Raw genomic sequence first — 25489 nt, 5'->3', positions numbered from 1 at the left:
GCTACTCGTCCGTATGTACCCGATTCCACCGGAGTCGACCACCCCTCGCGCGCGGCCGGACCACCGGAGTCCGGGCTCGCGCACGGAAACGGCCGGAGCCCCCGCACAGCGGGCTCCGGCCGTCTCCTTCTGGGTGCCGCGGACTCTCAGAGGCGGGCTCTCAGAGGTCGAGGCCCGTGAGCACCATGACGCGCTCGTACGTGTAGTCGTCCATCGCGAAGCGGACGCCCTCGCGGCCGACGCCGGACTGCTTGACGCCGCCGTACGGCATCTGGTCGGCGCGGTAGGACGGGGCGTCGCCGATGACCACGCCGCCGACCTCCAGGGCGCGGTGGGCACGGAAGGCGGCCTGCAGGTCGTGCGTGAACACCCCTGCCTGGAGGCCGTACTTGGAGTCGTTGACGGCGTCGAAGGCGGCCTGCTCGCCGTCCACCTTCTTCAGCGTGAGGACCGGGCCGAAGACCTCCTCGCAGGCGATCGTGACGTCGGCCGGCACGTCGGCGAGCACGGTCGGCGCGTACGCGGCACCGTCGCGCTTGCCGCCCACGAGGACCTGCGCGCCCGCCTTGACGGCCTCGTCGACCCAGGACTCCACGCGCTTGGCGGCGTCCTCGCTGACCAGCGGGCCGACGTCGGTCTTCGGGTCCGACGGGTCGCCGGTGACCTGGCCCTCGACGGCCTTCACGACGCGCGGCACCAGGCGCTCGTACACGGAGGCGTCCGCGATCACCCGCTGCACGGAGATGCAGGACTGGCCGCCCTGGTAGTTGGAGAACGTCGCGATGCGTGCGGCCGCCCAGTCCAGGTCCTCGTCCGAGGAGAAGTCGTCGAGGACCACGGCCGCGCCGTTGCCGCCGAGCTCCAGGGTGCAGTGCTTGCGCGGCACCGAGTCCAGGATCTGGTAGCCGACCTTGTCGGAGCCCGTGAAGGAGATGACGGGAAGCCGCTCGTCCTGGACGAGTTCGGGCATCTTGTCGTTGGCGACGGGCAGCACGGACCAGGACCCGGCGGGCAGCTCGGTCTCGGCGAGGAGCTCGCCGATGAGGAGGCCGGACAGGGGGGTCGCCGGGGCGGGCTTGAGGATGATCGGCGTGCCGACGGCGAGGGCCGGGGCGACCTTGTGGGCGCAGAGGTTCAGCGGGAAGTTGAAGGGCGCGATGCCGAGGACGACGCCCTTGGGGAAGCGGCGCGTGAAGGCGAGGCGCCCCTGGCCGCCGGCGTCGGTGTCGAGGCGCTGCGCCTCGCCGCCGTTGAACCGGCGGGCCTCCTCGGCGGCGAACCGGAACACCGAGACGGCTCGGCCGACTTCGCCGCGGGCCCACTTGATGGGCTTGCCGTTCTCGGCGGAGATCAGCTGTGCGATCTCCTCGGTGCGCTCGACGAGGCGGCGGCTCACGTGGTCGAGGGCGGCGGCCCGTACGTGCGCGGGGGTGGCGGCGAACTCCTCACGCACCGCGTACGCGGCGGCGACGGCCTCCTCGACCTGGGCGTCGGTCGGAACGGCGGCCTGGGCGACGAGGCGCCCGTCCCAGGGCGAGGTGACGTCGAGAGTGGTCTCGCCGGTGGTCTGGCGACCGGCGAGCCAGAAGGCGTGGATGGAAGTCATAGCGAGTCCCGGCCCTTCCGCGGAGGTGTGGCGTGCTGCGTACGTTTTCCACCGTAGGGGTGGAGGGGTGGGGTGGCGTTTGTCCGGGGCGGAGCGTTGGGGTCGGGGCGCGCGCCGGATTGGCACTTTCCCCAGCCCCGCCCCTTCCCGAAAAGGCGACTCCGTCGCCCCTGAGGCGCCCTTCCTGGGGCTTCGCCCCTAGGGCCTGTCCGGCGGATCTTGCCGCGGTCGCGGGCTGTTCCACGCCGATCTGCGGCGTTGTCGTCGGTTGCCAACGCTCCGCGTTGTCGCCCTCCTCCGCCTTGCATCTCGACGCACCACAGCCCGCTCACCAGCGACGGACGGCACAGCTCGGAATCATGCGGCCTGATCCGCCGGACAGGCCCTAGATCCCCGTATCGGCCTGGACGGCCTCGTCCTCAAACGCCGGACGGGCTCATTCGGTCGCCGTCGATGTCGTCTTCAAGGCCAGCCACAGCTCCATCCGTACGTCCGGGTCGTCCAGGGAGCGGCCCAAGATCTCCTCGACCCGCCGCATCCGGTAGCGCAGCGTGTGCCGGTGCACCCCGAGGTCCGCCGCCGCCGCGTCCCACTGGCCGTGCCGCGAGAGCCAGGCGCGCAGGGACGCGACCAGGTCGCCGCGGCCCGTCGCGTCGTGCTCGTGCAGCGCCCGCAGCAGCCCGTCCGCGAACGCCCGTACCGCGTCGTCGGCGAGGAGGGGCAGGACCGAGCCCGCCGCGAGTTCCTCGTGCTCGACGAGGGCGCGGCCGCGGCGGCGGGCGACGGAGAGGGCCTGGACGGCCTGCTTGTAGGCCGTCGCGGCGGCGATGGGTCCGGACGGGGCCGACAGGCCCATGATCAGCTCGGCGTCGTCGCCCGCGGCCTGCTCCGGCACGGACGCGCGCGCCGCCTCCAGGGCCTGGGCGTACTCGACGACGGCCCGCGCCGCCGTGCCCGCGTCCACGACGAGGAGGACGAGCCGTTCCCCGTACGGGACGACCAGGAGGGACTCGCCCGCACGGGCGGCCGCGGCCTCCACGACGTCGGCGAGCGCGGCGAGCGGGTCGCCGCCCAGCGCGTCGGCCGCCGCGAGCGCCGCCGAGGCGGTGGGCGTGGCCTCGCTCTCCGGGGACACGTCGCCGAGCCCGCGCGCCACCGCCGACGACGACGCGGGCGCCACCTCCGCGACGACCAGACGGAACGGGGCGTCGAGCAGCCCCCCGTACAACTCCCCCGCCACTGTGCGCGCGTGGTCCGGCTCGCCCGCGAGCAGCATCCGCACCACGGCCGAGCCGATGCGCTGCTCGGCCGCGTGGAGGGAGCGGGAGCGCTCCGTGGTGAGGGTGAGGAGTGCGATCGCGGAGTGCACCGCGTACCGCTCGGCGGTGCCGAGGGTGGACGCCGTGCCGACGGCGAGCGCGGCCCGCGGGCGGCGTCCCGTGCCCAGCGAGTGCAGCTCGACGCGGTCCTCGGCGCCCGCGACGACGGAGCTCGCGGGCGCGGGCCGGTCGCGCAGCCGCTCCACGTCCGGGGTGACCTTGGCGGCGCGGCGCCCGGCCCACTCGGGGGCGGTGGCGACGACGGCGCCCGAGGCGTCGTACAGCGCGGCCCAGCCGTCGACCTGCGCGGCGAGCGCGCCGAGGAGCCCTTCCGGGCCGCCGCTCAGGGCCTGCCGGGTGAGCTCGCGCTGGGCGGCGAAGCCCGCCGTGACCGCCTTGTACTGCTCGGCGGCGATGGCGGCGGAGACGGCCTTGCTGATGGCGAGGAACGGGGTGCGGCGCGGCACCTCGATGAGCGGCAGGTCCACCTCGGCGGCCGCGTCGACGAGGGCCTTCGGGATGTCCGCGTAGTGCACGCCGACGGCGAAGCCGAGCCCCACCACGCCCGCGTCCGAGAGCCGCTTCACATAGCGCCGCATGGCCTCCGGGTCCTCCGCGTCCAGCTTGAGCGCGGTGATCAGGAGGAGCTCGCCGCCCTCCATGTAGGGCACGGGGTCGGTGAGTTCGCTGGCGTGGGCCCAGCGCACGGGGGTGTCCAGGCGTTCCTCGCCCGCGCGCACGGTCAGCTTCAGCGCGGAGTGGTGGACGAGCGAGGCGAGCGTGGGCGGCATGGGGCCTTCAGGTGGCGGCTGGTGGGGCGGGCGGGGCGGGCGGGGCGGGTCGTCCGGGTGCCGTTCCCGGCCGTCCGTGGAGGCGGGCGCCCGGGATGTGGATCTTTTGGCCGGTCCGTATGAACGACCTGTGTTGATTCTGCCTCACCGTACGGTGCCGACAAGACCGAATGCCGGGTACCTGTCCTCTCCCTGTTGACGCCCGCTCAGCCCCGCAGGCCCACCACCCACTCAGCCCCGCAGATCCACCGCCCGCTCAGCCCCGCAGGTCCACCAGTAGCGGGGGCGCGTGTTCCCCGCGCACGTCGCGCAGCGAGAGCACCGCGTGGCCCGGCGGTACCCCGTGCGCCAGTTCGGAGGCGGACCAGCGCTCGCGCTCGACCTGGCGGACGGTGACCGCGCGGGCCGTCGCGTGGTTGCCGGTGATCACCTTGCGCAGCACGTGCACCGTCTTGCCCAGCGGGGTCTCGGCGATGATCTGCCGGTCGGTGACGTCCCGCGTCTCGGTCCACTCCTTGCCCCAGACCTCCGCGAAGTCCTGCCCGTCCCACGGGGTGAGTCCGGACAGCGCCATCCGGCAGCCGATCGCGCCGAGCAGCGGGGTGCGCAGCGGCCGGGGTGCGTCGTCGAGGGTGCGCAGGGTGAGGACGACCCCGGCGTTGGCGGAGCGAAGGCGCTGGACCGCGCGCACGGACTCGGGCGTGATCGTGCCCGTCGCGTCGTCGAGGACCAGGCAGGCGAAGAGCGAGCGGTCCTCGCGGACGGCGGCGCTCGACGTGAACTGGGCGAGGATCAGCCGGGCCAGGATGCGGGAGGCGTCCGCGTGGCCGCGCTCGGGCAGGTCGATGCGGACCCGCACCGGGTGGTCGAGGGCGCGCAGCGAGAAGGGCCGCCCGCTCTCCGGGCCGTCGGAGGTGTTGAAGAACGGGGCGAACGCGGGCCGGTCGAGCAGCGCCACCCGGTCCGCGAGCAGCACCCCCGCGTCCCCCAGGTGCCCCAACTGCCGTTCCCGCGCGTCGAGTTCACGGAGCATGGCGTCCTGCCCGGCGTCCTCGAGGGCCTTGCGGAGCGCACCGAGCGGACCGGGCGCGCCCTCGAGCAGGGCCCGCAGCTCCGGTACGGAGGGGAAGCGGCCGTGGACCGCGCGGAAGGGCCCGAGGAGCTGGGCGAGCACCGTCGTGGAGCGGCGGCTGTCGGCGCCGGGGTGCGGTTCGGCGAGGTCTCCGACGAGGCCCTCGGCGAGCACGGCCGCGGCCTCGTCGGGGTCGCTCGCGCCGCCGTACAGGTCGAGGTCGTAGACGGACTCGGGGTGGCCGAGGCGGATCACCACGTCGTAGGCGTCGACGGGGCCGAGGCCCGCGCCCGCGGCGCCGACCACCACGACGGCGGCCCGCCCGGCGAGCGCCTGGAGGCAGAGCGACTCGGCGAGCGGCCAGACGACGGAGCCGGTCTTGCCGGAGCCCGCGGGCCCGACGGCGAGCAGGGACGTCCCGAGGACGTCGGGGCCGATGCCGAGACCCGCGCCCCGGTACGCGTACGGGTTGCGCGGGTCGTCGGCGGTGCGGCCGAGGCGGACCTGCGCGGTGACCAGGTCGTGGCGGGCGGCGCGGGCGGGCAGGTCGCGGTCGCCGGAGGGGTGCGCGCAGGCGGCGGCGCCGTCGCGGCGCACGGCCTCGCCGAAGGCGGCGAGGGTGTTGCGCCCGGCCCGCACGGAGGCCCAGGCGCGGGCGATGCGGGCGTGGTCGATGTCGCGCATGAGCCCGGCCCCGGCGTCCGCGGCGAGCCGGTCGGCCACCGCGTCGGCGCCCGCGGCCCGGAGCTGGGGCCATTGGGCGGGGTCTTCCTCGGGCGGTGGGGGCGGGGCCTGCGGGGCGGGGCGGCGGAAGCGGGGCAGGACGAAGCGGCGCCAGACCTCGCCCCAGCGGCCGAGCTTGCCGACGCCGATCATGATGATGAGGGCGATGACGGTGTAGTAGCCGTACCAGACGAAGGCGTTGCCGACCCTGCCCTGGCCGTAGATCCAGGAGTCGGGCAACAGCAGCTCGATCGGCACCACCCACCAGCCGCCCAGGTACCCGTTCCACAGCAGCGACCACACCAGCCACCCCACGAGGAACGCGATCAGCGCCCCGCTCAGCAACTGTCGCGAGGGGATGAGCTCGGGCTCCTGCTCCGGCCGCGCCACATGCCCGAACCGCCACACCCCCGGCGCAGCCTTCGGCCGCGGCGTCCGCAGCCACGTCAGGAACGCGGCCCCGTCCGGTCTCGGCGGCACCCCCGGCACCATCTCTCCCGGCGCCCGCGCGGGCCGGGGCGGCGGCACCGGAGTGGCATGTGTGCCACGTGCGTCCTGCGTGCCCTCGGGTTCCATGGCCCTTGCCCCCTGACCTGCCGCTCTGCTGGTTCGCGGGTCAATCTAGTGCCCCTGCTATGTCCACGGCGGACAACCGACACTCTCAACAACTCCCTGATGGAGCATGCCCGCTCCCCCACCTCACCCCTAGCCTGCGAAGAAGGAAGCCGATGCGTCCGTATCGTCCCGTGATCGCGCGTCGCCGTCTTCCCCGTCATCACCGTCATCGCCCCCCTTCGCACGACCCCCAGGGAGCCCCTCATGACCGCACTTCCGCAGGAGCGCCGCGTCGTCACCGCCATCCCCGGCCCCAAGTCGCAGGAGCTGCAGGCCCGCAGGACCGCCGCCGTCGCCGGGGGCGTGGGCTCGGTGCTGCCCGTGTTCGCGGCCCGTGCGGGCGGCGGCATCATCGAGGACGTCGACGGCAACCGCCTCATCGACTTCGGCTCCGGCATCGCCGTGACCTCCGTCGGCGCCTCCGCCGAGGCCGTCGTGCGCCGGGCGTCGGCGCAGCTGGCCGACTTCACCCACACCTGCTTCATGGTCACGCCGTACGAGGGCTACGTGGCCGTCGCCGAGCAGCTCGCCGAGCTGACGCCGGGCGACCATGCCAAGAAGTCGGCCCTGTTCAACTCCGGCGCCGAGGCCGTCGAGAACGCCGTCAAGATCGCCCGCGCCCACACCAAGCGCCAGGCCGTCGTCGTCTTCGACCACGGCTACCACGGCCGCACCAACCTGACGATGGCGCTGACGGCGAAGAACATGCCGTACAAGCACGGCTTCGGGCCGTTCGCACCCGAGGTCTACCGTGTCCCGGTCGCCTACGGCTACCGCTGGCCGACCGGCGCCGAGAACGCCGGTCCCGAGGCCGCCGCCCAGGCGATCGACATGATCTCCAAGCAGGTCGGCGCCGAGAACGTCGCCGCGATCATCATCGAGCCGGTCCTCGGCGAGGGCGGCTTCATCGAGCCCGCCAAGGGCTTCCTGCCGGAGATCGTGAAGTTCGCGAACGCCAACGGCATCGTCTTCGTCGCCGACGAGATCCAGTCCGGCTTCTGCCGTACGGGCCAGTGGTTCGCGTGTGAGGACGAGGGCATCGTCCCGGACCTGATCACGACGGCCAAGGGCATCGCGGGCGGGCTTCCGCTCGCCGCCGTGACCGGCCGCGCCGAGATCATGGACGCCGCCCACGCGGGCGGCCTCGGCGGCACCTACGGCGGCAACCCGGTGGCCTGCGCGGGCGCGCTCGGCGCCATCGAGACCATGAAGGAGCTGGACCTCAACGCCAGGGCCAAGGCGATCGAGTCGACCATGAAGGCCCGCCTGGCCGCCATGGCGGAGAAGTACGAGATCATCGGCGACATCCGGGGCCGCGGCGCCATGATCGCCATCGAGCTGGTCAAGGACCGCGCCGCCAAGGAGCCGAACGCGGAGGCGACCGCCGCGCTCGCCAAGGCGTGCCACCAGGAGGGCCTCCTGGTCCTGACCTGCGGCACCTACGGGAACGTGCTGCGCTTCCTGCCCCCGCTGGTCATCGGCGAGGACCTCCTGAACGAGGGCCTGGACATCCTGGAGACCGCCCTCGCGGGCCTGTGACGCACGACGACGAGCGGCGCCCGAAACGGCTCCGCAAGCGCCGGAACGCGCCCTGACGTGTGCGGACCCCACGCGGTGAGAACGCCGTGACCTGGGGTGACCGTCAGGGCCTGTGAAGAACGTGTGCGAGCCCCATGACGGGATGCTGTTCCGCCTGTCGGGCCCCCGCCGCCTGCCGTACGGTTTCTGCAGATGAGAGAAACACCCCGCCCACAGGGGACTGTGGGTGACGCCGGGACGGAGCCTCCCCAGCCCCGCCCTGGTCGTGCCATTGCGCACACACCCGGAGCCTCGCGCTCCGGAACTCCTCACCGATCGGATGGCCGCCCGCCCCAAACCCCCCGGGGCGCGCGGCAGCCCGATCAGGTCGGCCATCCCGGAACTACCCCCCCTGTTCCGGGATGGCCGACTGCCTTTCTCACTCTCTTCGGCCTCTGCGCCGCCCTCTTCGCACTCGCCACCTGGCAGGTCGTCGTCGACGGCCCGCTGCGGCACGCGGACGAGCGGGCCGGGCGCGCGCTCGTCGACAGCCGCCTCCCGGACCGCGCCGCCGAGTTCCTGTCCGACCTCGGCAACATGACGGTCGCCGTTCCGGTGCTGGCCGCCGTCCTCGCGTACACGGCCTGGCGGGGGTGGCGCGAGGGGACGTCCCGGTGGTGGCTGCCGCCGGTCGCCGCCGCCCTGGCCATGGCCGCGGTGCCGCTCCTCGTCGCCCCGCTCAAGGCCCTCGTCGACCGGCCGGGGCCGCCCGGGATGGACGGCCACGGCGGCTTCTACCCCTCGGGCCACGCGGCGACCGCGGCCGTCGCCTACGGGGCCTGTGCGCTGGTGGTGCTGCCGCTGGTGCGCAGTGCGTACCTACGGCGCGAACTGGTCATCGGCTGCGTCCTGTTGAACGCCGGGATCGGTCTCGGCCTGGTGCGCCGCGGCTACCACTGGCCCCTGGACGTGATCGGCAGCTGGTGCCTGTGCGTGATGCTGCTCCAGGTCACGGCACTCGCATGTACTCGACTCGGTCCACAAGGCGCTCCTTCTGACCGGGCGGCGTGAAGCAGAGGTCGACCGTGTGCCGGTCGTGGGAGCGGACGCGGAACTCGGTGCGCATCGGGACGGTCCTGCTCTTGTTCTCGGGGCCGAGGATGCCCGGGTCGGTGAATTCAGGACCGCGGCCGGCAGCAGGTGTCTTCCGCTCTTCGGGTCTTCGGGTTCCTCATCGTGGTCATGCCACACAGGGCACCTCATCCGGTGACTCTCAGCCGGAGGATCGGCCGAAGTACTGGTCGAAGTTCTTCTGGAATTCCCAGTTGTTGTAGCGGTCCCAGTTGACCGACCACGTCATCAGGCCGGCGAGCCCGAGCCAGGTGCCGTGGGTCTGGTAGGAGCCGCAGTCGGTCTTCTTGGTGAGGCAGTTCAGGGCCTTGTTCACCTCGGCGGGGGCGACGTGGCCGTTGCCCGCGTTGGTGGAGGCGGGCATGCCGATGGCGACCTTCTCGGGCGGCAGCGCCGGGAAGACGTTGTTGGTGTCGCCCGCGACCGGGAAGCCGGTGAGCAGCATGTCGGTCATCGCGATGTGGAAGTCCGCGCCGCCCATGGAGTGGTACTGGTTGTCCAGGCCCATGATGGGGCCGGAGTTGTAGTCCTGGACGTGCAGCAGCGTGAGGTCGTCGCGCAGGGCGTGGATGACGGGCAAGTACGCGCCCGCGCGCGGGTCCTGGCCGCCCCACTTGCCGGTGCCGTAGTACTGGTAGCCGAGCTGCACGAAGAAGGTCTCCGGCGCCATGGTGAGCGTGAAGCCCGAACCGTACTTCGCCTTCAGGGACTTGACCGCCGATATCAGGTTCACGATCGCCGGGGTCTTCGGGTTCTTGAAGTCCGTGTCGTCGGCGTTCAGAGAGAGCGAGTGGCCCTCGAAGTCGATGTCGAGGCCGTCGAGTCCGTACTCGTCGATGATCGCGGAGACGGAGGAGACAAAGGCGTCGCGGGCCGCGGTGGTGGTCAGCTGCACCTGGCCGTTCTGGCCGCCGATGGAGATGAGCACCTTCTTGCCCTGCGCCTGCTTGGCCTTCACGGCCGCCTTGAACTCGTCCTTGGTCTCCACGTTCGGGCACTCGGTCTGGGGGCAGAGGCCGAAGCGGATGTCGCCCGAGGTCGCCGAGGTCGGTTCGCCGAAGGCGAGGTCGATGATGTCCCAGCTGTCGGGGACGTCGGCGAGGCGCGTGTAGCCGGACCCGTTGGCGAAGCTGGTGTGCAGATAGCCGACGAGGGTGTGACTGCCCGCGGCCGCGGCGGAAGCCGGCGCGGAATCGCCCTGCGCGGATGCGTCGGTGGTGGCCAGCAGGCCGGACGAGGCGAGCGCGAGGGCCGCGGCGGTGGCCACGGTGAGACGTCTGGCGCGGGATCGGTTGAAGCGCGAGCGGTCCACAACTGCCTCCGGGCATGGGGGGATGGGAGGGTGGCGCGCGCCCAACTTGGTCCAGACCAATTAAGTTGTCAAGGGTTCCGGCAGCTCAGTCGGTGCCCTTGTCGCTCCGTGTCGCCTTCTTCGCCTCTTTCCTCTCCGTCGCCTCTTTCCCGTCCCGGGCGAGCCCCGCCGCCGCCTCGTGCATCGCGAGTTCGAGGAGCGCCGGGTCCGTCAGGGTGCCGGCGCCGTCCGGCGGGATCAGCCAGCGGACGCCGCCCGTGGTCCGCCCCGGATACGGGACGACGATCCACGTCCCGCGCCCGGCCCCGCGGACGCCCGTGCCGACCCAGCGCGCGACTGTCCCGGCCGGCACGAAGAAGCCCATCCGCTCGTCCCCGAAGTCGGCGAGCACCGGCCCGGGCCGGTCGAGGCAGCGGGTGAGCACGTCCAGCGTGGGGTAGCCGAGTTCGCCGGGCAGGATCAGCACGTCCCAGAGCCTGCCGGCCGGGAGCAGGGCCACCCCGAGGGGGTTGCGCTCCCACTCCCAGCGGCAGCTCTCCGGATCCGGCGCCACCGAAACCAGCCACTCGACCGCCGATTTGGTCTCCGAGCCCGTCATGGCGTGACCTCCCTTTCCTGTGTGACGGCACTGCGTGTCACGAGGGAGAGGGAGTCCGGGCCCGATCATTACGCGGGTTCGGCTACTTGTTGGTAGTGCGACGGGTCACAGCGGCCGGGACGGCGTACGCCGGAGGGTGCCGTTGGCCGGTGAGCGTGCGTCAGCTGTCGAAGCCCAGGCCCGCCTTGTCCATCGCCTTGAGCCAGAGGTTGCGGCGGCCGCCGTTCTCGTCGGCCCGGGCCAGCGACCACTTCGTCAGCGCGACGCCCGTCCACGCGAACGGCTCCGGCGGGAACGGCAGCGGCTTCGTGCGCACCATCTCCAGCGAGGTGCGCTCGGTGCTCTCCCCCGACAGCAGGTCCAGCATCACGTCGGCGCCGAAGCGGGTGGCCCCGACGCCGAGGCCGGTGTAGCCCGCCGCGTACGCGACGCGCCCCTGGTGCGCCGTGCCGAAGAACGCCGAGAAGCGCGAGCAGGTGTCGATCGCGCCGCCCCACGCGTGCGTGAAGCGGACGCCCTCCAGCTGCGGGAAGCAGGTGAAGAAGTGCCCGGCGAGCTTGGCGTAGGTCTCGGGGCGGTGGTCGTACTCGGCGCGGACCTTGCCGCCGTACGGATAGATCGCGTCGTAACCGCCCCACAGGATGCGGTTGTCGGCGGAGAGGCGGAAGTAGTGGAACTGGTTGGCCGCGTCGCCGAGGCCCTGGCGGCCCCGCCAGCCGATGGCGGCCAGCTGCTCGTCGCTGAGCGGCTCGGTCATCAGGGCGTAGTCGTAGACCGGGACGGTGTATGCGCGGACGCGCTTGACCAGCGACGGGAAGATGTTCGTGGCGAGCGCCACCTGGCGGGCGAAGACCCGGCCGTAGGGGGTGCGGACGGCCATCCCCCCGCCGGAGCGGGCGAGTTGGAGGGCCGGCGTGTGCTCGTAGAAGCGGACGCCCGCCGCCATGCAGGCCCGCTTGAGGCCCCAGGCCAGCTTCGCCGGGTGCAGCATGGCGACGCCCTCGCGGTCCCAGAGGCCGCCGAGGAAGGTCGGCGAGTCGACGTGCGCGCGCAGCTGCTCCGCGTCCAGGAGCTCGCTGCCTCCGGCGAGGCCGAGGGCGGCCATCTCCTCGTACATCTCGTGGAGTTCGTCGAGTTGGTGGGGCTGGGTGGCGACGTCGATCTCGCCGGTGCGCTCGAAGTCGCAGTCGATGGAGTAGCGCTTGACGGCGGCCTCGATCTCGTCGAGGTTGCGGGTGCCGAGCTCCTCGAGACGCTCGATCTCGCCGGGCCAGCGGGCCAGGCCGTTGCCGATGCCGTGGGTGAGGGAGGCGGCGCAGAAGCCGCCGTTGCGGCCGGAGGCGGCCCAGCCCGTCTCGCGGCCCTCCAGGAGCACCACGTCGCGGTGCGGGTCGCGCTCCTTGGCGATGAGCGCGCTCCACAGCCCGCTGTAGCCGCCGCCGACGACGAGCAGATCGCACTGCTCGTCGCCGGTGAGGGCGGGTTCGGGGTGCGGCTTGCCGGGGTCGTCCAGCCAGAAGGACATCGGCTGGGCGTCGGCGAGAGAAGTGGTCCAACCGTGGGGTCCGGGGGCGCTGCCCCCAGGAATGGGCAGCATGGCACTTGGGGCCATGATTTCCAACTCCTTCAGAAAGCCTATTGTGCTTGCTTGTTGCGGCGCCTGCTGATCAGCATTCCGCCGACCACCAGGAGAACGGCGACGAGGAACATCGCGGTACCGATCACATTGATTTGAACGGGCGTGCCCCGCTGCGCGGATCCCCAGACGAACATGGGGAACGTCACAGTGGAGCCCGCGTTGAAGTTCGTGATGATGAAGTCGTCGAAGGAGAGCGCGAAGGCGAGCAGTGCGCCCGCCGCGATTCCGGGGGCGGCGATCGGCAGCGTCACCCGGACGAAGGTCTGCACCGGGCCCGCGTACAGGTCCTGTGCCGCCTGCTCCAGACGCGGGTCCATCGACATCACGCGCGCCTTCACGGCGGTCACCACGAAGCTCAGGCAGAACATGATGTGGGCGATGAGGATGGTCCAGAAGCCCAGCTGGGCGCCCATGTTGAGGAAGAGCGTGAGCAGCGAGGCGGCCATCACGACCTCGGGCATCGCCATCGGCAGGAAGATCAGCGAGTTCACGGCGCCGCGCGCGCGGAAGCGGTAGCGGACGAGCGCGAAGGCGATCATCGTGCCGAGCACGGTCGCGCCGAGCGTCGCCCACGCCGCGATCTGCAGGCTGAGCGAGAGCGATCCGCACATGTCGGCGACGCCGCAGGGGTTCTTCCAGGCGTCGAGCGAGAATTCCTGCCAGGCGTAATTGAAGCGGCCCTTGGGCTTGTTGAAGGAGAAGACCGTGACGATCACGTTCGGAAGGAGCAGATAGGCGAGCGTCAGGAGTCCCGCTATCACCACGAGATTGCGCCGGAACCAGCGTACGAGCGCCATCAGACGAGATCCTCCGTCCCGGACTTGCGGATGTAGAAGGTGACCATGAAGAGGATCGCGGCCATCAGGATGAAGGAGAGCGCGGCGGCCGTCGGGTAATCCAGAATGCGCAGGAATTGCGTCTGGATGACGTTGCCGACCATGCGTGTGTCGGTGGAGCCGAGCAGATCGGCGTTGACGTAGTCGCCCGCCGCCGGGATGAAGGTGAGCAGGGTGCCGGAGACGACGCCCGGCATGGAGAGCGGGAACGTCACCTTGCGGAAGGTCGTGGACGGCCTGGCGTAGAGGTCGCCCGCCGCCTCGTGCAGCCGGCCGTCGATGCGCTCCAGCGAGGTGTAGAGCGGCAGGATCATGAACGGCAGGAAGTTGTACGTGAGTCCGCAGACCACCGCGAGCGGGGTGGCGAGGACCCGGTCGCCGTCGGTGGCGCCGAGCCAGCTCGTGACGTCCAGGATGTGCAGTGTGTTGAGGGCGCCGACGACCGGGCCGCCGTCCGCGAGGATCGTCTTCCAGGCCAGCGTGCGGATGAGGAAGCTGGTGAAGAACGGCGCGATGACCAGGACGAGGATGAGGTTGCGCCAGCGGCCCGCGCGGAACGCGATGAGATACGCGAGCGGGTAGCCGAGCAGCAGGCACAGCACGGTGGCGCAGCCCGCGTACAGCACGGAGCGCAGGAACTGCGGCCAGTACTCGACCGCCGCGTCCCAGTAGGTGGCGAAGTGCCAGGTGACCTTGTAGCCCTCTTCGAGGGAGCCGGTCTGGACGGACGTCGACGCCTGGTAGACCAGCGGCAGCGCGAAGAAGACGAGCAGCCAGAGGATGCCGGGCAGCAGCAGCCAGTAGGGGACGAGGCGGCCGCGCCTGCGGGGCTTGCGGGGGGTCTTTTCCGGGGCGGGTTCGGGGGCGCTCGGGGGCGCGTCGGTGAGGGTGGTCGTCATGCGGCCGGGTCCTCCTCGACCTTCTCCACGCCCGCGTCGGCGTCCTGAGCGGCGTCGAGGCCGAAGGTGTGCGCGGGGTTCCAGTGCAGGACGACCTCGGCGCCGGGGACGAGGCGGGTGTCGCGCTCGATGTTCTGGGCGTACACCTCGAAGGAGTCGCACAGCGGGCTGTCGACGACGTACTGGGTGGAGACGCCGATGAAGCTGGAGTCGGCGATGCGGCCGGTGATGCGGTTGCGCCCGGCGGGTATCTCGCCCGCGTCGTCGGCGTGCGTGAGGGAGATCTTCTCGGGGCGGACGCCGACGAGGACCTTGCCGCCGGTGGCGGTCGCGGCGGTACATCGGGCGGCGGGCAGCACCAACTTGCCGTCCCCTGCTTTCAGTACGAGGTCGTCGCCGCTCTTGCCGCCGACTTCGGCCTCGATGAAGTTGGACGTGCCGAGGAAGTTGGCGACGAACGTGGTGCGCGGGTTCTCGTAGAGGTCGGCGGGGGCGCCGAGCTGCTCGACGCGGCCCGCGTTCATCACGGCGACCGTGTCGGCCATGGTCATGGCCTCCTCCTGGTCGTGCGTGACATGCACGAAGGTGATGCCCACCTCGGTCTGGATGCGCTTGAGTTCGAGCTGCATCTGGCGGCGCAGCTTGAGGTCGAGGGCGCCGAGCGGCTCGTCGAGGAGCAGCACCTTGGGGTGGTTGATCAGGGCGCGGGCGACGGCGACGCGCTGCTGCTGGCCGCCGGAGAGCTGATGCGGCTTCTTGCGCGCCTGCTCGCCGAGCTGGACGAGGTCGAGCATCTCCTCGACCTGCTTCTTCACCGACTTGATGCCGCGCCGGCGCAGACCGAAGGCGACGTTCTCGAAGATGTCGAGGTGCGGGAAGAGCGCGTACGACTGGAAGACGGTGTTCACCGGCCGCTTGTACGGCGGGAGGCCGGTGACGTCCTGGTCGCCGAGGCGGACGGTCCCGGAGCTCGGCTCCTCGAGCCCCGCGATCATGCGGAGCGTCGTGGTCTTGCCGCAGCCCGACGCGCCCAGGAGGGCGAAGAAGGAGCCCTGCGGCACGGTGAGATCGAGCGGGTGGACGGCCGTGAAGGAGCCGTAGGTCTTGCTGATCCCGGTGAGGCGTACGTCGCCGCCGTGTGGTGTCGTCGTCATGGTGCGTCCAGGGGTCGAGGGGGGCCTGCGGGGACGGGTCGGGGCAGAGGCGGTGGGGGCGCCCTGGCGGGTCAGGAACCGGTGAGCTTCGCGAACTTCTCCTCGTACGCCGACTCCTGCTTCGGCGTGAGGGAGCGGAAGCCGTGGGACTTCGCGGCCATCTCCTTGTCGGGGATGATCAGCGGGTTGTGCGCGGCCTTCTTGTCGAGCTTCGCGAGCTCCTCGCGCACTCCGTCCACGGGGCACACGTAGTTGATGTACGCGGCGAGGCGGGCGGCCGGCTTCGGCTCGTAGTAGTAGTCGATGAGCCGCTCCGCGTTGCGCTTGTGGCGCGCCTTGTTGGGGATCAGGAGGTTGTCCGTCGAGGTGAGGTAGCCGCTGTCCGGGATGGCGAACTCGATGTCGGGGTTGTCGATCTTGAGCTGGACGACGTCGCCGGCCCAGGCCAGACAGGCGGCGAGGTCGCCCTTGTCGAGGTCGGCGGTGTAGTCGTTGCCGGTGAAGCGGCGTATCTGCTTCCTGTCGACGGCCTTCTGGAGGCGGGCGATCGCCGCGTCGAAGTCGTCGTCCGTGAACTTCCCGGGGTCCTTGCCCATGTCGAGCAGCGTCATGCCGACCGTGTCGCGCATCTCGGAGAGGAAGCCGACGCGCCCCTTGAGCTCGGGGTTGTCCAGGAGCTGCGAGACAGAGGTGATCTTCTCGCCGTCGGTCGCCTTCTTGTTGTAGGCGATGACCGTGGAGATGCCCGTCCAGGGATACGAGTAGGCGCGGCCCGGGTCCCAGTCGGGGGAACGGAACTGGGGGGACAGACGGGCGTACGCGTGCGGCAGGTTGGACGGGTCCAGTTTCTGGACCCACCCGAAGCGGATGAGCCGGGCGGCGAGCCAGTCGGTGACGCAGATGAGGTCGCGGCCGGTGTCCTGGCCGCTCTTCAACTGCTGTTGGATCTTCCCGAAGAAGTCGTTGTTGTCGTTGATGTCCTCGGTGTACTTGACCTGGATCCCGGTGCGCGCGAAGAACGTGTCCAGGGTGGGGTGGCGCTTCTTCTTGTCGACGTCCATGTACTCGGTCCAGTTGGAGAAGGTGACGCGCTTCTCGTCGTCCGAGTGGTCGTCGGCGGCGACCCCGCCCTTGCCCTGGCCGGCCGCGGGGATGCCGCAGCCGCTGAGGCCGCCCAGTCCGGCGACGGCGAACGCACCGCCGGCGGAGGCACGCAGCAGGGTACGGCGGCCGAGCGGGGCCCTGCCGTTCCGCAAGCTGCGCTGCACGGCGGCCAGTTGGGCCGGGGACAGGCTGTCGGGCTCGTACTGCTCCATGCGGTGACTGCCCTTTCGGGAGGGTTCAGTCGCGGGCGCCGGGCCGCCGGTCACGCGGCCCGTCACCCCGTCGACTTGTCGGCTATCGGTCCCCGAAGATCGTGCGGTGCCAGTCCTTGCGGGCGACCGCGGTGTTGTCGAACATGACGTGCTTGACCTGCGTGTACTCCTCGAAGGAGTAGGCGGACATGTCCTTTCCGTAGCCGGACGCCTTGTAGCCGCCGTGCGGCATCTCGCTGAGGATCGGGATGTGGTCGTTGACCCAGACGCACCCGGCCTTGATCTCCCGCGTCGCGCGGTTGGCACGGAACACGTCGCGGCTCCAGGCGGAGGCGGCGAGCCCGTACGGGGTGTCGTTGGCGAGGCGGATGCCCTCGTCGTCGCTGTCGAAGGGCAGCACCACGAGAACGGGTCCGAAGATCCCGCTCTGCACGATCTCGCTGTCCTGCGCGGCGTCGGCGACGAGCGTGGGCTTGTAGAAGGCGCCGGGGTGCTGGAGCGCCTCGCCGCCGGTGACCACGCGCGCGTAGGAGCGGGCCCGGTCGACGAAACCGGCGACACGGTCGCGGTGCGCGTGCGAGATCAGCGGCCCGAGGTCGGTGCTCGGGTCGAAGGGGTCGCCGAGCCGGACGCTCTCCATGAGCGCGGCGACGCCCTCCACGAAGGCGTCGTACAGCGGGCGTTGGACGTACGCGCGCGTGGCGGCCGTGCAGTCCTGCCCGGTGTTGATGAGCGCGCCCGCGACGGCGCCGTGCACGGCGGCCTCCAGGTCGGCGTCGTCGAAGACCACGAAGGGCGCCTTGCCGCCGAGTTCGAGGTGGAGCCGCTTCACGGTGGCCGTGGCGATCTCGGCGACCCGCTTGCCGACGCCGGTGGATCCGGTGAAGGAGGTCATGGCGACGTCCGGGTGCCCGACAAGGTGCTCACCGGCGTCGCGCCCCGCCCCCGAGACGATGTTGACGACACCGTCCGGGATGCCCGCCTCGGTGGCGGCCTGCGCGAACAGCAGGGAGGTGAAGGGGGTCAGCTCGGCGGGCTTGAGGACGATGGTGTTGCCCGCGGCGATCGCCGGGAGGACCTTCCAGGCAGCCATCTGGAGCGGGTAGTTCCAGGGCGCGATGGACCCGACGACACCGATGGGCTCGCGCCGCACGTACGAGGTGTGGTCACCGCTGTACTCACCGGCCGACTGGCCCTGGAGGTGCCGGGCGGCCCCCGCGAAGAAGGCGGTGTTGTCGACCGTGCCCGGGACGTCGAACTCGCGGCTCAGCTTGATCGGCTTGCCGCACTGGAGGGACTCGGCCTGCGCGAACTCCTCGGCGCGCGCGCCGAGCACGGCGGCGAAGCGGTGCATCGCGTCGGAGCGCTCGCCGGGGGTGGCCCCGGACCAGCCGGGGAACGCCTCCGCGGCTGCGGCGACGGCGGCGTCGACGTCGTCCGTCCCCGCCAGTTCGTACGTGTAGACGTCGTCGCCCGTCGCCGGGTCGACGACCGCGTGGGTGGTGCCCGAGGTCCCCTTGGTCAGCCGCCCGGCAATGTACTGCGCGCCGTCCGCGAAGTGGTCCTGCGCCTGGAAGTTGTGCATGCGCTCTCCTCCGCCGCTCTCCCCGCCCAGGGAGCCCCCACAGGGGGTCGGCGTAGCTCCAGATCGATTTGAGTGACGATCCTGACAGAGCACTGATAGGCCAACAAGTGATTCCGTTGTTGCCTTTTGGTTACGCGACGGAATCTGTCGACCAGGTGTCGAGTCCTCCTGGAAAACCCAGGACGGAGTGTCAGTGGTGCGTGCCAGACTCGCGTGTCATGGGGATCTTGGACGGCGTGCGCACACGCGATGAGTTGGTGGCGGCCCTGCGATCGGATCCGGCCTCGGCGGCCGGCTCGGCCTCGGGCGGGCGGCGCGTGAAGTACCTGTGCTTCTGGGGACACCGCCCGCGCGCGGACGGCGAGCTGGGGGCGAGCTGCCTGAGCCAGTGGTGGCCCTCGCCGTTCACGGCGGACGGCGTGGAGTACGCGACGGCGGAGCACTGGATGATGGCGGCCAAGGCCCGCCTGTTCGGCGACGCGTCGGCGGAGCGCGCGGCCCTCACGGCCCGCACCCCCGCCGAGGCGAAGAAGGCGGGCCGCCTGGTGCAGGGCTTCGACGAGGCGATATGGGAGCGGGAGCGCTTCGCCCTCGTGGTCGAGGGCAGCGTCCACAAGTTCAGCTCGGACGAGGCGCTGCGCACCTTCCTGGTGGCGACGGGCGACCGCGTCCTGGTCGAGGCGAGCCCCCTGGACCGGGTCTGGGGCGTGGGCCTGGCGGCGGACGACGAGCGGGCCCAGGACCCGGAGCGCTGGCGGGGCCTGAACCTGCTGGGGTTCGCGTTGATGGAGGCGCGGGAGAGGCTGCGCTGAGGGGGTTCGGCCGACCGCCGCGTCGCAGAGCAACGGGTGGGCGGGTGGGAGACCGCCGCGGAGCGGGGCAGAGAAACCCCGCTACCCGACGAGCAGCGTCGCCGAGTAACCCCCGTCGTCCGAGTCCGAGAACGACGGATCGTCGTCCTCGGCCAGGGCGCCCACGATCGTCAGCACCAGCATTCCCACACCCAGCAGGATCCCGGCGATCCCGCAGATCAGCCCCGCCAGCGCCTGCCCGCCGTTCGTCGCCTCGCCCCGCCGCCACCGGCCCCGCCCGATCGCGCCGAAGATCACCGCGAGGATGCCGAGCACGATGGCGATCGGCCACAGGCAGAAGCCCACGGCCGAGATGATCCCGAGCACGAGCCCGGCGATCCCGAGCCCGTTGCTGGGGGCGGCCATCGCCATCCCCGGCCAGCCGTAACCGGGCTGGCCCGGCTGCATCTGCTGTCCCGGATACACCGGGTAGCCCGGATACCCGTACGGCATCTGCCCGGGCCCGTCCGGCGACAGCGGTGGCGGCGGCACGGGCTCGCCACCGGGGGCCTCCGGTCCGGTGCCGCCCCCGAAGCCGGACATCGAGGTCATCGTCGCCTGGTCGTGCACGGAAGGCCCCGGCGGACCGGCGACCGGCGGACCGGCCGCGGGCGGTCCGGACACGGGCGGACCGGACACGGGTGGTCCGGACACCGGCGGACCGGCCTCGGGCGGCGCCCACGGGTCCCGCTTCTCCAGGGGAACCCGGTCCTGCGGCTCCTCCTCGGGCGGTGCCCAAGGGTCTCTGGGCCCACTCGACTCGTCCGCCATGCCGGGTCACCTCTCCACGTCGTTCAGGAATGCTACGGCCGCCCGCCGCACCGTGCCGGGCCCGCCCTACGATGATCCCCGACCCATCGATCAGCCGATCAAGTCCGTTCCTGGGGAGGAAACCGTGACCGACCACCAGCAGCGCTCCCGATCCACCGCCACACCGCACGGCGCATCGCCGGCCGCCCCGCGCGATCTGCACGCCTTCATCGCCGGGCTCCCCAAGGCGGAACTCCACGTCCACCACGTCGGATCGGCCTCCCCCCGCATCGTCGCCGCCCTCGCCGCCCGTCACCCCGACTCCAAGGTGCCGAGCGACCTGGAGGCGCTCGCCGACTACTTCACGTTCACGGACTTCGCGCACTTCATCGAGGTCTACATCTCGGTCGTCGACCTGGTCCGCACCCCCGAGGATGTGCGCCTTCTCACGTACGAGGTGGCCCGCGACCTGGCCCGGCAGAACGTCCGGTACGCGGAGCTCACGGTCACGCCGTCCTCCTCCACCCTGCGCGGCATCGAGGACCGGGCGTTCATGGCGGCCATCGAGGACGCCCGCAAGGCCGCCGAGGCGGAGTTCAACGTGGTCCTGCGCTGGTGCTTCGACATCCCCGGCGAGGCGGGCCTGGAGTCGGCGAAGGAGACGCTGCGCCTCGCCACGACGGACGGGATCCGCCCCGAGGGCCTGGTCTCCTTCGGCCTCGGCGGGCCCGAGATCGGCGTGCCCCGCCCGCAGTTCAAGCCCTACTTCGACCAGGCGATCGCGGCGGGCCTGCACTCGGTGCCGCACGCCGGCGAGACCACCGGACCCGAGACCGTCTGGGACGCCCTGAACGACCTGCGCGCCGAGCGCATCGGCCACGGCACCAGCGCCGCCCAGGACCCGAAGCTCCTCGCCCACCTCGCGGAGCACCGCATCCCGCTCGAGGTCTGCCCGACGTCGAACATCGCGACCCGCGCGGTCCGCACCCTCGACGAGCACCCCATCAAGCAGTTCGTCGAGGCCGGTGTGCTGGTCACGATCAACTCGGACGACCCGCCGATGTTCGGCACGGACCTCAACAACGAGTACGCGGTCGCCGCCCGCCTCCTCGACCTGGACGAGCGCGGCGTCGCGGCCCTGGCGAAGAACGCCGTCGACGCGTCCTTCCTCGACCCGGCGGGCAAGGCGGCCCTGGCCGGCGAGATCGACACGTACACCGAGACCTGGCTCGCCCCCTGACGCGCCACCACAATGGGCCCATGCGCACCGTGACAGCCGTGGCCCACCGAGGCGATCCCTACCGCGTCCGCGAGAACACCCTCCCGTCCCTGCGCTCGGCGCTCGGCCGGGGCGCGGACGCGGTGGAGATCGACGTCCGCCTGACCACCGACGGCGTGCCCGTGCTGCTGCACGACGCGACGCTGAAGCGGCTGTGGGGCCACGACCGGCCGCTCGCCTCGCTCTCCGCCGCCGAGGTGCGCGGCCTCACCGGCGGCGGCGTGCCCACCCTTCAGGAGGCGCTCGCCGCCACCGACGGCCACCGCGTCATGGTGGACCTGCCGGGCGCCACCCCGAAGGCCGTACGCACCGTGGTCGGGGTCATCGGCGACTGCGGGGCGGCCGAGCGGGCGTACTACTGCGCGGGCGCCCAGACGATGCTCGCGGTGCGCGCCGCCGACCCGGCCGCCGAGATCGCCCTGACCTGGACGAGCGTGGCCCCGCCCCGGCGCGCCCTGCTCGATGCGGTGAAGCCCCGCTGGCTCAACTACCGCTTCGGCGTGGTCGATCGCGAGCTCACGGTCCGCGTCCACCACGACGGTCTCCTCGTCTCCGTGTGGACCCCGGACACAAAGCGCTCCATGCGCCGCCTGCTCGGCCTCGGCGTCGACTCGATCACCACGAACCGCGTCGACGTGCTGAACGCCCTGCGCACTCCAAGCACCCCGCGCACCCCGCGCACCCCCTAAGGGGCTCCCCCACCAACACCCCTGACTCCCCCGCCACTTGACCCTGACGGCTGCCCGGGGCCGTGCCCTCCTTGCTGACGATCCGCCCCCCTCCTCGTGATCACCAGGATGGGAGCACCACGGAGCAACGCCTCGCAGCAGCCCAGCAGCAGCCCAGGAGTCACCGATGAAGGTCCCCGCGCACACCGCCCGCACCGCCGCCCTCGCCGCCACCCTCGTCCTCGGCCTCACCGGCGCGGCCGCGGCCCCCGCCCTGGCGCACCCCACGAGCCCCTCCGCGGTGCGGACCATCGGACACGGACACGGCCCCGCCCCCGACGCCGAGGCCCTGCGCGCCGCGATAGCCGGCCTCCCGGACGACGACGCGACCGCCGCCCTCGTCCGGGTGGGCGGCACCGACGGTGCGTGGCGCGGGAGTTCGGGCGTGCACGATCTGAGAACGGGACGGGCCGCCGACCCGCACGGCCGGTTCCGCGCCGGGTCGACCACGAAGATCGTGACCGCCGCGCTCGTCCTCCAGCTCACCGCCGAGGGCGAGGTGGACCTGGACCGGCCCGTGCAGGACTATCTCCCGGGCCTGTTCACGAAGGAGTTCGAGCCCATCCCCGTACGGAGTCTGCTGAATTACACGAGCGGCCTGCAGTCGGGCGACGGCTTCGGCGACGACTTCGAGGACCAGTACGCGCACCGCTTCGACACCCTGCGCCCCGAGACCGTCGTGGCCTCCGCCGTCGCCAAGGGCCCCGAGCACCGCCCGGGCGTCGAGCAGCACTACCGCAACATCGGGTACACGGTGCTCGGCCTGCTGATCGAGAAGGTGACCGGCGACGCGTACGCGCACCAGGCCGAGCGGCGGATCATCCGCCCCCTCCACCTGCGCGACACGTCCTTCCCCGGCGGCGATCCGCGCATCCACGGCCCGCACAACCGCGGCTACCAGAAGGTCCGACAGGCGGACGGGACAACGAAGTTCGTCGACGTCACCGAGTGGAACCAGACCGACCGATTCGCCGCGGGCGACATGATCTCCAGCACCCGCGACCTGGAGGTCTTCACGAAGGCGCTGTTCGCGGGGAAGGTCGTGCCGAAGCCGCAGCTGAAGGAGATGTTCACGCTGCCCGCGAAGGTCGAGGGCGCCCAGTTCGGCGCGGGCCCGCAGCGCATGGAGATCAACGGCAGGGTGTTCTGGCTCAAGACCGGTGCGCGCTACGGCTACACGAACATCATCGCGTCCACCGAGAACGGCTCACGGACGCTCGTCTACTCGGTGAACGCGACCGACGCGAAGGGCGACGCCATGAACCCGGTCGCGGAGCGGATCGCGCGCGCCGCCACCGCTGACGCCGCAGCCGACACTGACACTGACACTGACGCCTACGCCGACGCGAGCTGAGCAACCGGGAAGGGCTGAGCACCCGGGGAGGGGCACCGGGTGCTCAGCGGCGCGGCGTCCGTCAGATTCCGAGGATCCGGATCGACGGGTGCTCGACCGTGTTCAGGTAGAGCCTCTCCTTGGTGCCCTCCTGCTCCAGCTCCAGGATCAGCCGGTACCGGTACAGGCCGGGCTTGGCGGTGCTCAGGATCGTGCCGGCCCAGTAGTAGTAGACCGGGGTGAACTTGTCGCGCATCCGGTCCGGGGCCCCGTAGATCTTCAGCTCCGTGCAGATCTTGCGCTCGGCCACGTCCTCCTCGTCACCCAGCTCGGTGTCGAGGAAGACGATGCTGTTGATCTTCGGCATGGGCGGCCAGGTGTTGTCGATCCGCTTGTCCATGTCGATGGGCCGCACGATCCAGTTGAGGACCTGGCCCTGCTTGCAGACCGTCTCCAGGTGGTTGGTGCCCTGGCCGGAGCCGCCGATGCTGTTGTCCATCATGTACATCGACTCGGCCAGCGAACCGGTCTCCGCCGCCCGCTCCATGTTGACCAGGGTGACGATGTTGAGCTGGACCGAGTTCAGCTGACCGGGGTTCTGCTTCTGCTCGATCCCCGTACCGGGCCCGCCGGCGGTGGTGGTGCTGGTGGTCATCGCTCCTCCTGATCAGCCGACGAGGCTCTGGGACAGCGTGGTGGTGATCGGTTCGTCCCGCGAACCGAGCTTGAACTTGATCTGGTACGAGACGACTTGGACGTCGTCCTTCTTCACCGTCGCGGTCCAGTACGCGATGTCGGTGCCCGGGTAGACCTTGCGCACCGGCTCGCACACCTCGCTGTCGATCACGATGTCGTCGATGCCGACGTACGCCTCGCACTCGAGCGCGAGGACGTTCCACAGGAGCTGGTCCCCGCGCCGCACCCGGGTGCGCAGCTGCTCGGTGCCGAAGCCGGTGGAGCCCCCGGCCTTGTTGGTGTCGTACAGATAGAGGTTGCCGTGCACGCTGCCGGTCGCCAGGGCGCCCACGCAGTCCACCACGGCGGTGATGGAGATCGGCCTCTTGTTGGTGTCGTTCTCCCGCTTCGCCTTGGGGGGCATCTGCCGCTCCTCGTCTATGCGTTGGGGGTCTGGGTGGCCGCCTGGTGGGGAGCCCCGGGCGGCAGCGGGGTCACCGGGAGCAGGCCCATGCCCGCGCCGGTGAAGCCGTTGCGCTTGGGCTCGGCGGTGATCTTGAGCTTCGACTCACAGGTCAGGTTGACGGGTGCCCAGAGCACCTCGCTGCCCTGCTGCAGCAGCTTGTGGAGCTGGATGCGCATGGTGTAGCTGTACGTGCCGGGGCGGGACGAGTCGACGGTGGCCGACCAGTACCAGCCGTCGGTGACCATGTCCGGCGAGCCGTACTCGGCGGGATACATGATCTTCTCGTCGACGGCCTCGCCGTAGATGTCGGTGATCACCGGGCCGGGGTAGCTGTAGGCGCCCGTGGTCTCGGGGGTGACGACCTGCCCGGTGACGTCCAGGATCTTCTGCCCGGAGAGGCGGCCGCGGGTCCGCCGGGTGGTCTTCACGCGGGTGCCGACCGTCTTGCGGATCTTGCCGAGCTCGGCGGCGGGGTCGGCGCCGGCCGCGCCCGCCTTGGCGGTGATCGCGTCCAGTTCGGCGAGCGCCTCCGTGTCGCTCTCCCGGGCCCGCTCGGTCTCGTAGCCCTTCGGCACCGTCGGCGGGATCGAACCCAGGCTGTACGGGAGCCAGTTGAGCACCTGCTCGGTGGCCTGGGACCCGTCGCGCCAGTAGGCGCCGTGGATCGCGGTGACCAGCTCGCCGGTGCCCTGGCCCTCGGAGCCGTGCAGCTTCATGTTGTCGAACAGATAGGTGTTGCCGTCCAGGCTGTTGCTCTCCAGCGCGTTGCCGATGTCCACGAGCACGATGATCGCTAGCTGTTGGGCCATGACTCCACCTCGTCGTCCTTGGTCGTCGTCCGGGGGGCCGCGCGCATGCTCATACGCGCATCAGTGCGGGTGAGTCGACGAACAGGGTGCTCTGGTCGCCCTCGTACATCTGCAGTTCGAGGCGGTAGTTGTGGGGCACCCCGGGGATCAGGGACGGCGGCACGACGCCGGCCCAGTGCTCCAGGTCGAGCTTCTCGCCCTCGGCCCCGGACCGCGCGCCGTTCAGGGAGCTCACGGAGCCGTCCGGGCCGAGGAAGGAGATGTTCTTGATCTCCACGGGCGTCTGCAGGTCGACGGCGAGGGCCTGCCACTGGATGACCTGGCCGGGGCGGACCACCGTGCACAGATGCGGGGTCCCCTGGCCGGTGCTCTTGTAGTCGCCGTTGTCGATCAGGCAGAGATTGCCGTTCTGCAGGGTGCGGCCGGAGAGGGCGCCGATGACGTCGACCACGGCGAAGATGTTGATCTGTGGTTTGAGTGCCAC

At 71.3% G+C, this 25489-nt stretch carries 21 protein-coding genes and 1 pseudogene; 6 read left to right on the top strand and 16 right to left on the bottom strand.

Annotated features, from left to right (window positions below; genetic code table 11):
- Window positions 1-160 precede the first annotated feature (160 nt).
- The 3 genes from ACFWYM_RS11695 to ACFWYM_RS11685 form a co-directional block, all read right to left on the bottom strand.
- The gene (locus ACFWYM_RS11695) at window positions 161-1606 is read right to left on the bottom strand and encodes an aldehyde dehydrogenase family protein (RefSeq protein WP_384833790.1); all 1446 of its coding nucleotides are present in this window, start codon (window positions 1604-1606) and stop codon (window positions 161-163) included.
- 436 nt (window positions 1607-2042) lie between these two features.
- On the bottom strand, window positions 2043-3716 hold the full coding sequence (locus ACFWYM_RS11690; protein WP_384833787.1) for a PucR family transcriptional regulator: 1674 nt from the start codon (window positions 3714-3716) through the stop codon (window positions 2043-2045).
- A 256-nt stretch (window positions 3717-3972) separates the two neighbouring features.
- Window positions 3973-6087: an ATP-binding protein gene (locus ACFWYM_RS11685; protein WP_384833784.1), complete on the bottom strand. Its 2115-nt coding sequence runs from the start codon at window positions 6085-6087 to the stop codon at window positions 3973-3975.
- A 243-nt stretch (window positions 6088-6330) separates the two neighbouring features.
- Between ACFWYM_RS11685 and gabT the strand changes: the two genes are divergently transcribed.
- Both gabT and ACFWYM_RS11675 read left to right on the top strand, forming a co-directional pair.
- On the top strand, window positions 6331-7665 hold the full coding sequence (gene gabT, locus ACFWYM_RS11680) for a 4-aminobutyrate--2-oxoglutarate transaminase (RefSeq protein ID WP_384833781.1): 1335 nt from the start codon (window positions 6331-6333) through the stop codon (window positions 7663-7665).
- Window positions 7666-8241: 576 nt separating this feature from the next.
- A complete protein-coding gene (locus ACFWYM_RS11675) occupies window positions 8242-8715 on the top strand; it encodes a phosphatase PAP2 family protein (protein ID WP_384833778.1) in 474 nt (157 codons plus the stop codon).
- Between the two features lie 202 nt (window positions 8716-8917).
- On the opposite strand, the pseudogene ACFWYM_RS11670 reads toward ACFWYM_RS11675, so the two are convergent.
- The 8 genes and pseudogenes from ACFWYM_RS11670 to ACFWYM_RS11635 all read right to left on the bottom strand — a co-directional run.
- Window positions 8918-9934: pseudogene (locus tag ACFWYM_RS11670) on the bottom strand (chitinase); the annotation flags it as partial.
- 238 nt (window positions 9935-10172) lie between these two features.
- On the bottom strand, window positions 10173-10685 hold the full coding sequence (locus ACFWYM_RS11665; RefSeq protein WP_384833775.1) for a hypothetical protein: 513 nt from the start codon (window positions 10683-10685) through the stop codon (window positions 10173-10175).
- 160 nt (window positions 10686-10845) lie between these two features.
- On the bottom strand, window positions 10846-12297 hold the full coding sequence (locus ACFWYM_RS11660; RefSeq protein ID WP_384833772.1) for an NAD(P)/FAD-dependent oxidoreductase: 1452 nt from the start codon (window positions 12295-12297) through the stop codon (window positions 10846-10848).
- Window positions 12298-12320: 23 nt separating this feature from the next.
- Entirely contained in the window at window positions 12321-13121 is an 801-nt protein-coding gene (locus ACFWYM_RS11655) for an ABC transporter permease (protein WP_384833769.1), read from the bottom strand.
- On the bottom strand, window positions 13121-14059 hold the full coding sequence (locus ACFWYM_RS11650) for an ABC transporter permease (RefSeq protein ID WP_384833766.1): 939 nt from the start codon (window positions 14057-14059) through the stop codon (window positions 13121-13123). Before ACFWYM_RS11650 ends, ACFWYM_RS11655 begins: the two co-directional genes overlap by 1 nt.
- A complete protein-coding gene (locus ACFWYM_RS11645) occupies window positions 14056-15213 on the bottom strand; it encodes an ABC transporter ATP-binding protein (RefSeq protein ID WP_384833762.1) in 1158 nt (385 codons plus the stop codon). The genes ACFWYM_RS11650 and ACFWYM_RS11645 overlap by 4 nt, the downstream gene beginning before the upstream one ends.
- Before the next feature lie 71 nt (window positions 15214-15284).
- The gene (locus ACFWYM_RS11640; RefSeq protein ID WP_384833760.1) at window positions 15285-16529 is read right to left on the bottom strand and encodes a PotD/PotF family extracellular solute-binding protein; all 1245 of its coding nucleotides are present in this window, start codon (window positions 16527-16529) and stop codon (window positions 15285-15287) included.
- Window positions 16530-16611: 82 nt separating this feature from the next.
- Window positions 16612-18114 carry a gamma-aminobutyraldehyde dehydrogenase gene (locus tag ACFWYM_RS11635; protein WP_384833757.1) on the bottom strand — a complete coding sequence of 501 codons (1503 nt, stop codon included), beginning with the start codon at window positions 18112-18114 and terminating at the stop codon, window positions 16612-16614.
- Between the two features lie 218 nt (window positions 18115-18332).
- Here ACFWYM_RS11635 and ACFWYM_RS11630 point away from each other — a divergent pair, with 218 nt between their 5' ends.
- Entirely contained in the window at window positions 18333-18926 is a 594-nt protein-coding gene (locus ACFWYM_RS11630) for an NADAR family protein (RefSeq protein WP_384833754.1), read from the top strand.
- Window positions 18927-19007: 81 nt separating this feature from the next.
- On the opposite strand, the gene ACFWYM_RS11625 is transcribed toward ACFWYM_RS11630, so the two are convergent.
- The gene (locus ACFWYM_RS11625) at window positions 19008-19736 is read right to left on the bottom strand and encodes a DUF4190 domain-containing protein (protein ID WP_384833751.1); all 729 of its coding nucleotides are present in this window, start codon (window positions 19734-19736) and stop codon (window positions 19008-19010) included.
- A gap of 124 nt (window positions 19737-19860) precedes the next feature.
- Here ACFWYM_RS11625 and ACFWYM_RS11620 point away from each other — a divergent pair, with 124 nt between their 5' ends.
- The 3 genes from ACFWYM_RS11620 (at window position 19861) to ACFWYM_RS11610 (ending at window position 23076) form a co-directional block, all read left to right on the top strand.
- Window positions 19861-20955, top strand: coding sequence for an adenosine deaminase (locus ACFWYM_RS11620; RefSeq protein WP_384833748.1), 1095 nt, complete (start codon window positions 19861-19863; stop codon window positions 20953-20955).
- A 20-nt stretch (window positions 20956-20975) separates the two neighbouring features.
- Entirely contained in the window at window positions 20976-21683 is a 708-nt protein-coding gene (locus ACFWYM_RS11615) for a glycerophosphodiester phosphodiesterase (RefSeq protein WP_384833745.1), read from the top strand.
- 166 nt (window positions 21684-21849) lie between these two features.
- Window positions 21850-23076 (top strand): serine hydrolase domain-containing protein, encoded by a 1227-nt coding sequence (locus tag ACFWYM_RS11610; RefSeq protein ID WP_384833742.1) that lies wholly within the window; start codon window positions 21850-21852, stop codon window positions 23074-23076.
- 61 nt (window positions 23077-23137) lie between these two features.
- Here the strand turns inward: ACFWYM_RS11610 and ACFWYM_RS11605 are convergent, their stop codons facing one another.
- From ACFWYM_RS11605 to ACFWYM_RS11590, 4 genes are read right to left on the bottom strand one after another with little or no spacing between them, the layout of a single operon-like run.
- Window positions 23138-23710: a hypothetical protein gene (locus ACFWYM_RS11605; RefSeq protein ID WP_384833739.1), complete on the bottom strand. Its 573-nt coding sequence runs from the start codon at window positions 23708-23710 to the stop codon at window positions 23138-23140.
- Window positions 23711-23722: 12 nt separating this feature from the next.
- The gene (locus ACFWYM_RS11600; protein ID WP_384833737.1) at window positions 23723-24154 is read right to left on the bottom strand and encodes a hypothetical protein; all 432 of its coding nucleotides are present in this window, start codon (window positions 24152-24154) and stop codon (window positions 23723-23725) included.
- Window positions 24155-24168: 14 nt separating this feature from the next.
- A complete protein-coding gene (locus tag ACFWYM_RS11595) occupies window positions 24169-25005 on the bottom strand; it encodes a hypothetical protein (protein WP_384833734.1) in 837 nt (278 codons plus the stop codon).
- 49 nt (window positions 25006-25054) lie between these two features.
- Complete coding sequence (locus ACFWYM_RS11590) at window positions 25055-25489, bottom strand: hypothetical protein (protein ID WP_384833732.1); 435 nt, start codon at window positions 25487-25489, stop codon at window positions 25055-25057.

This window comes from Streptomyces sp. NPDC059009, from assembly GCF_042740175.1.
Lineage (GTDB): Bacteria > Actinomycetota > Actinomycetes > Streptomycetales > Streptomycetaceae > Streptomyces.
Note: the sequence above shows the minus strand (reverse complement) of the source record. Positions and strands in the feature narration are given on the sequence as shown.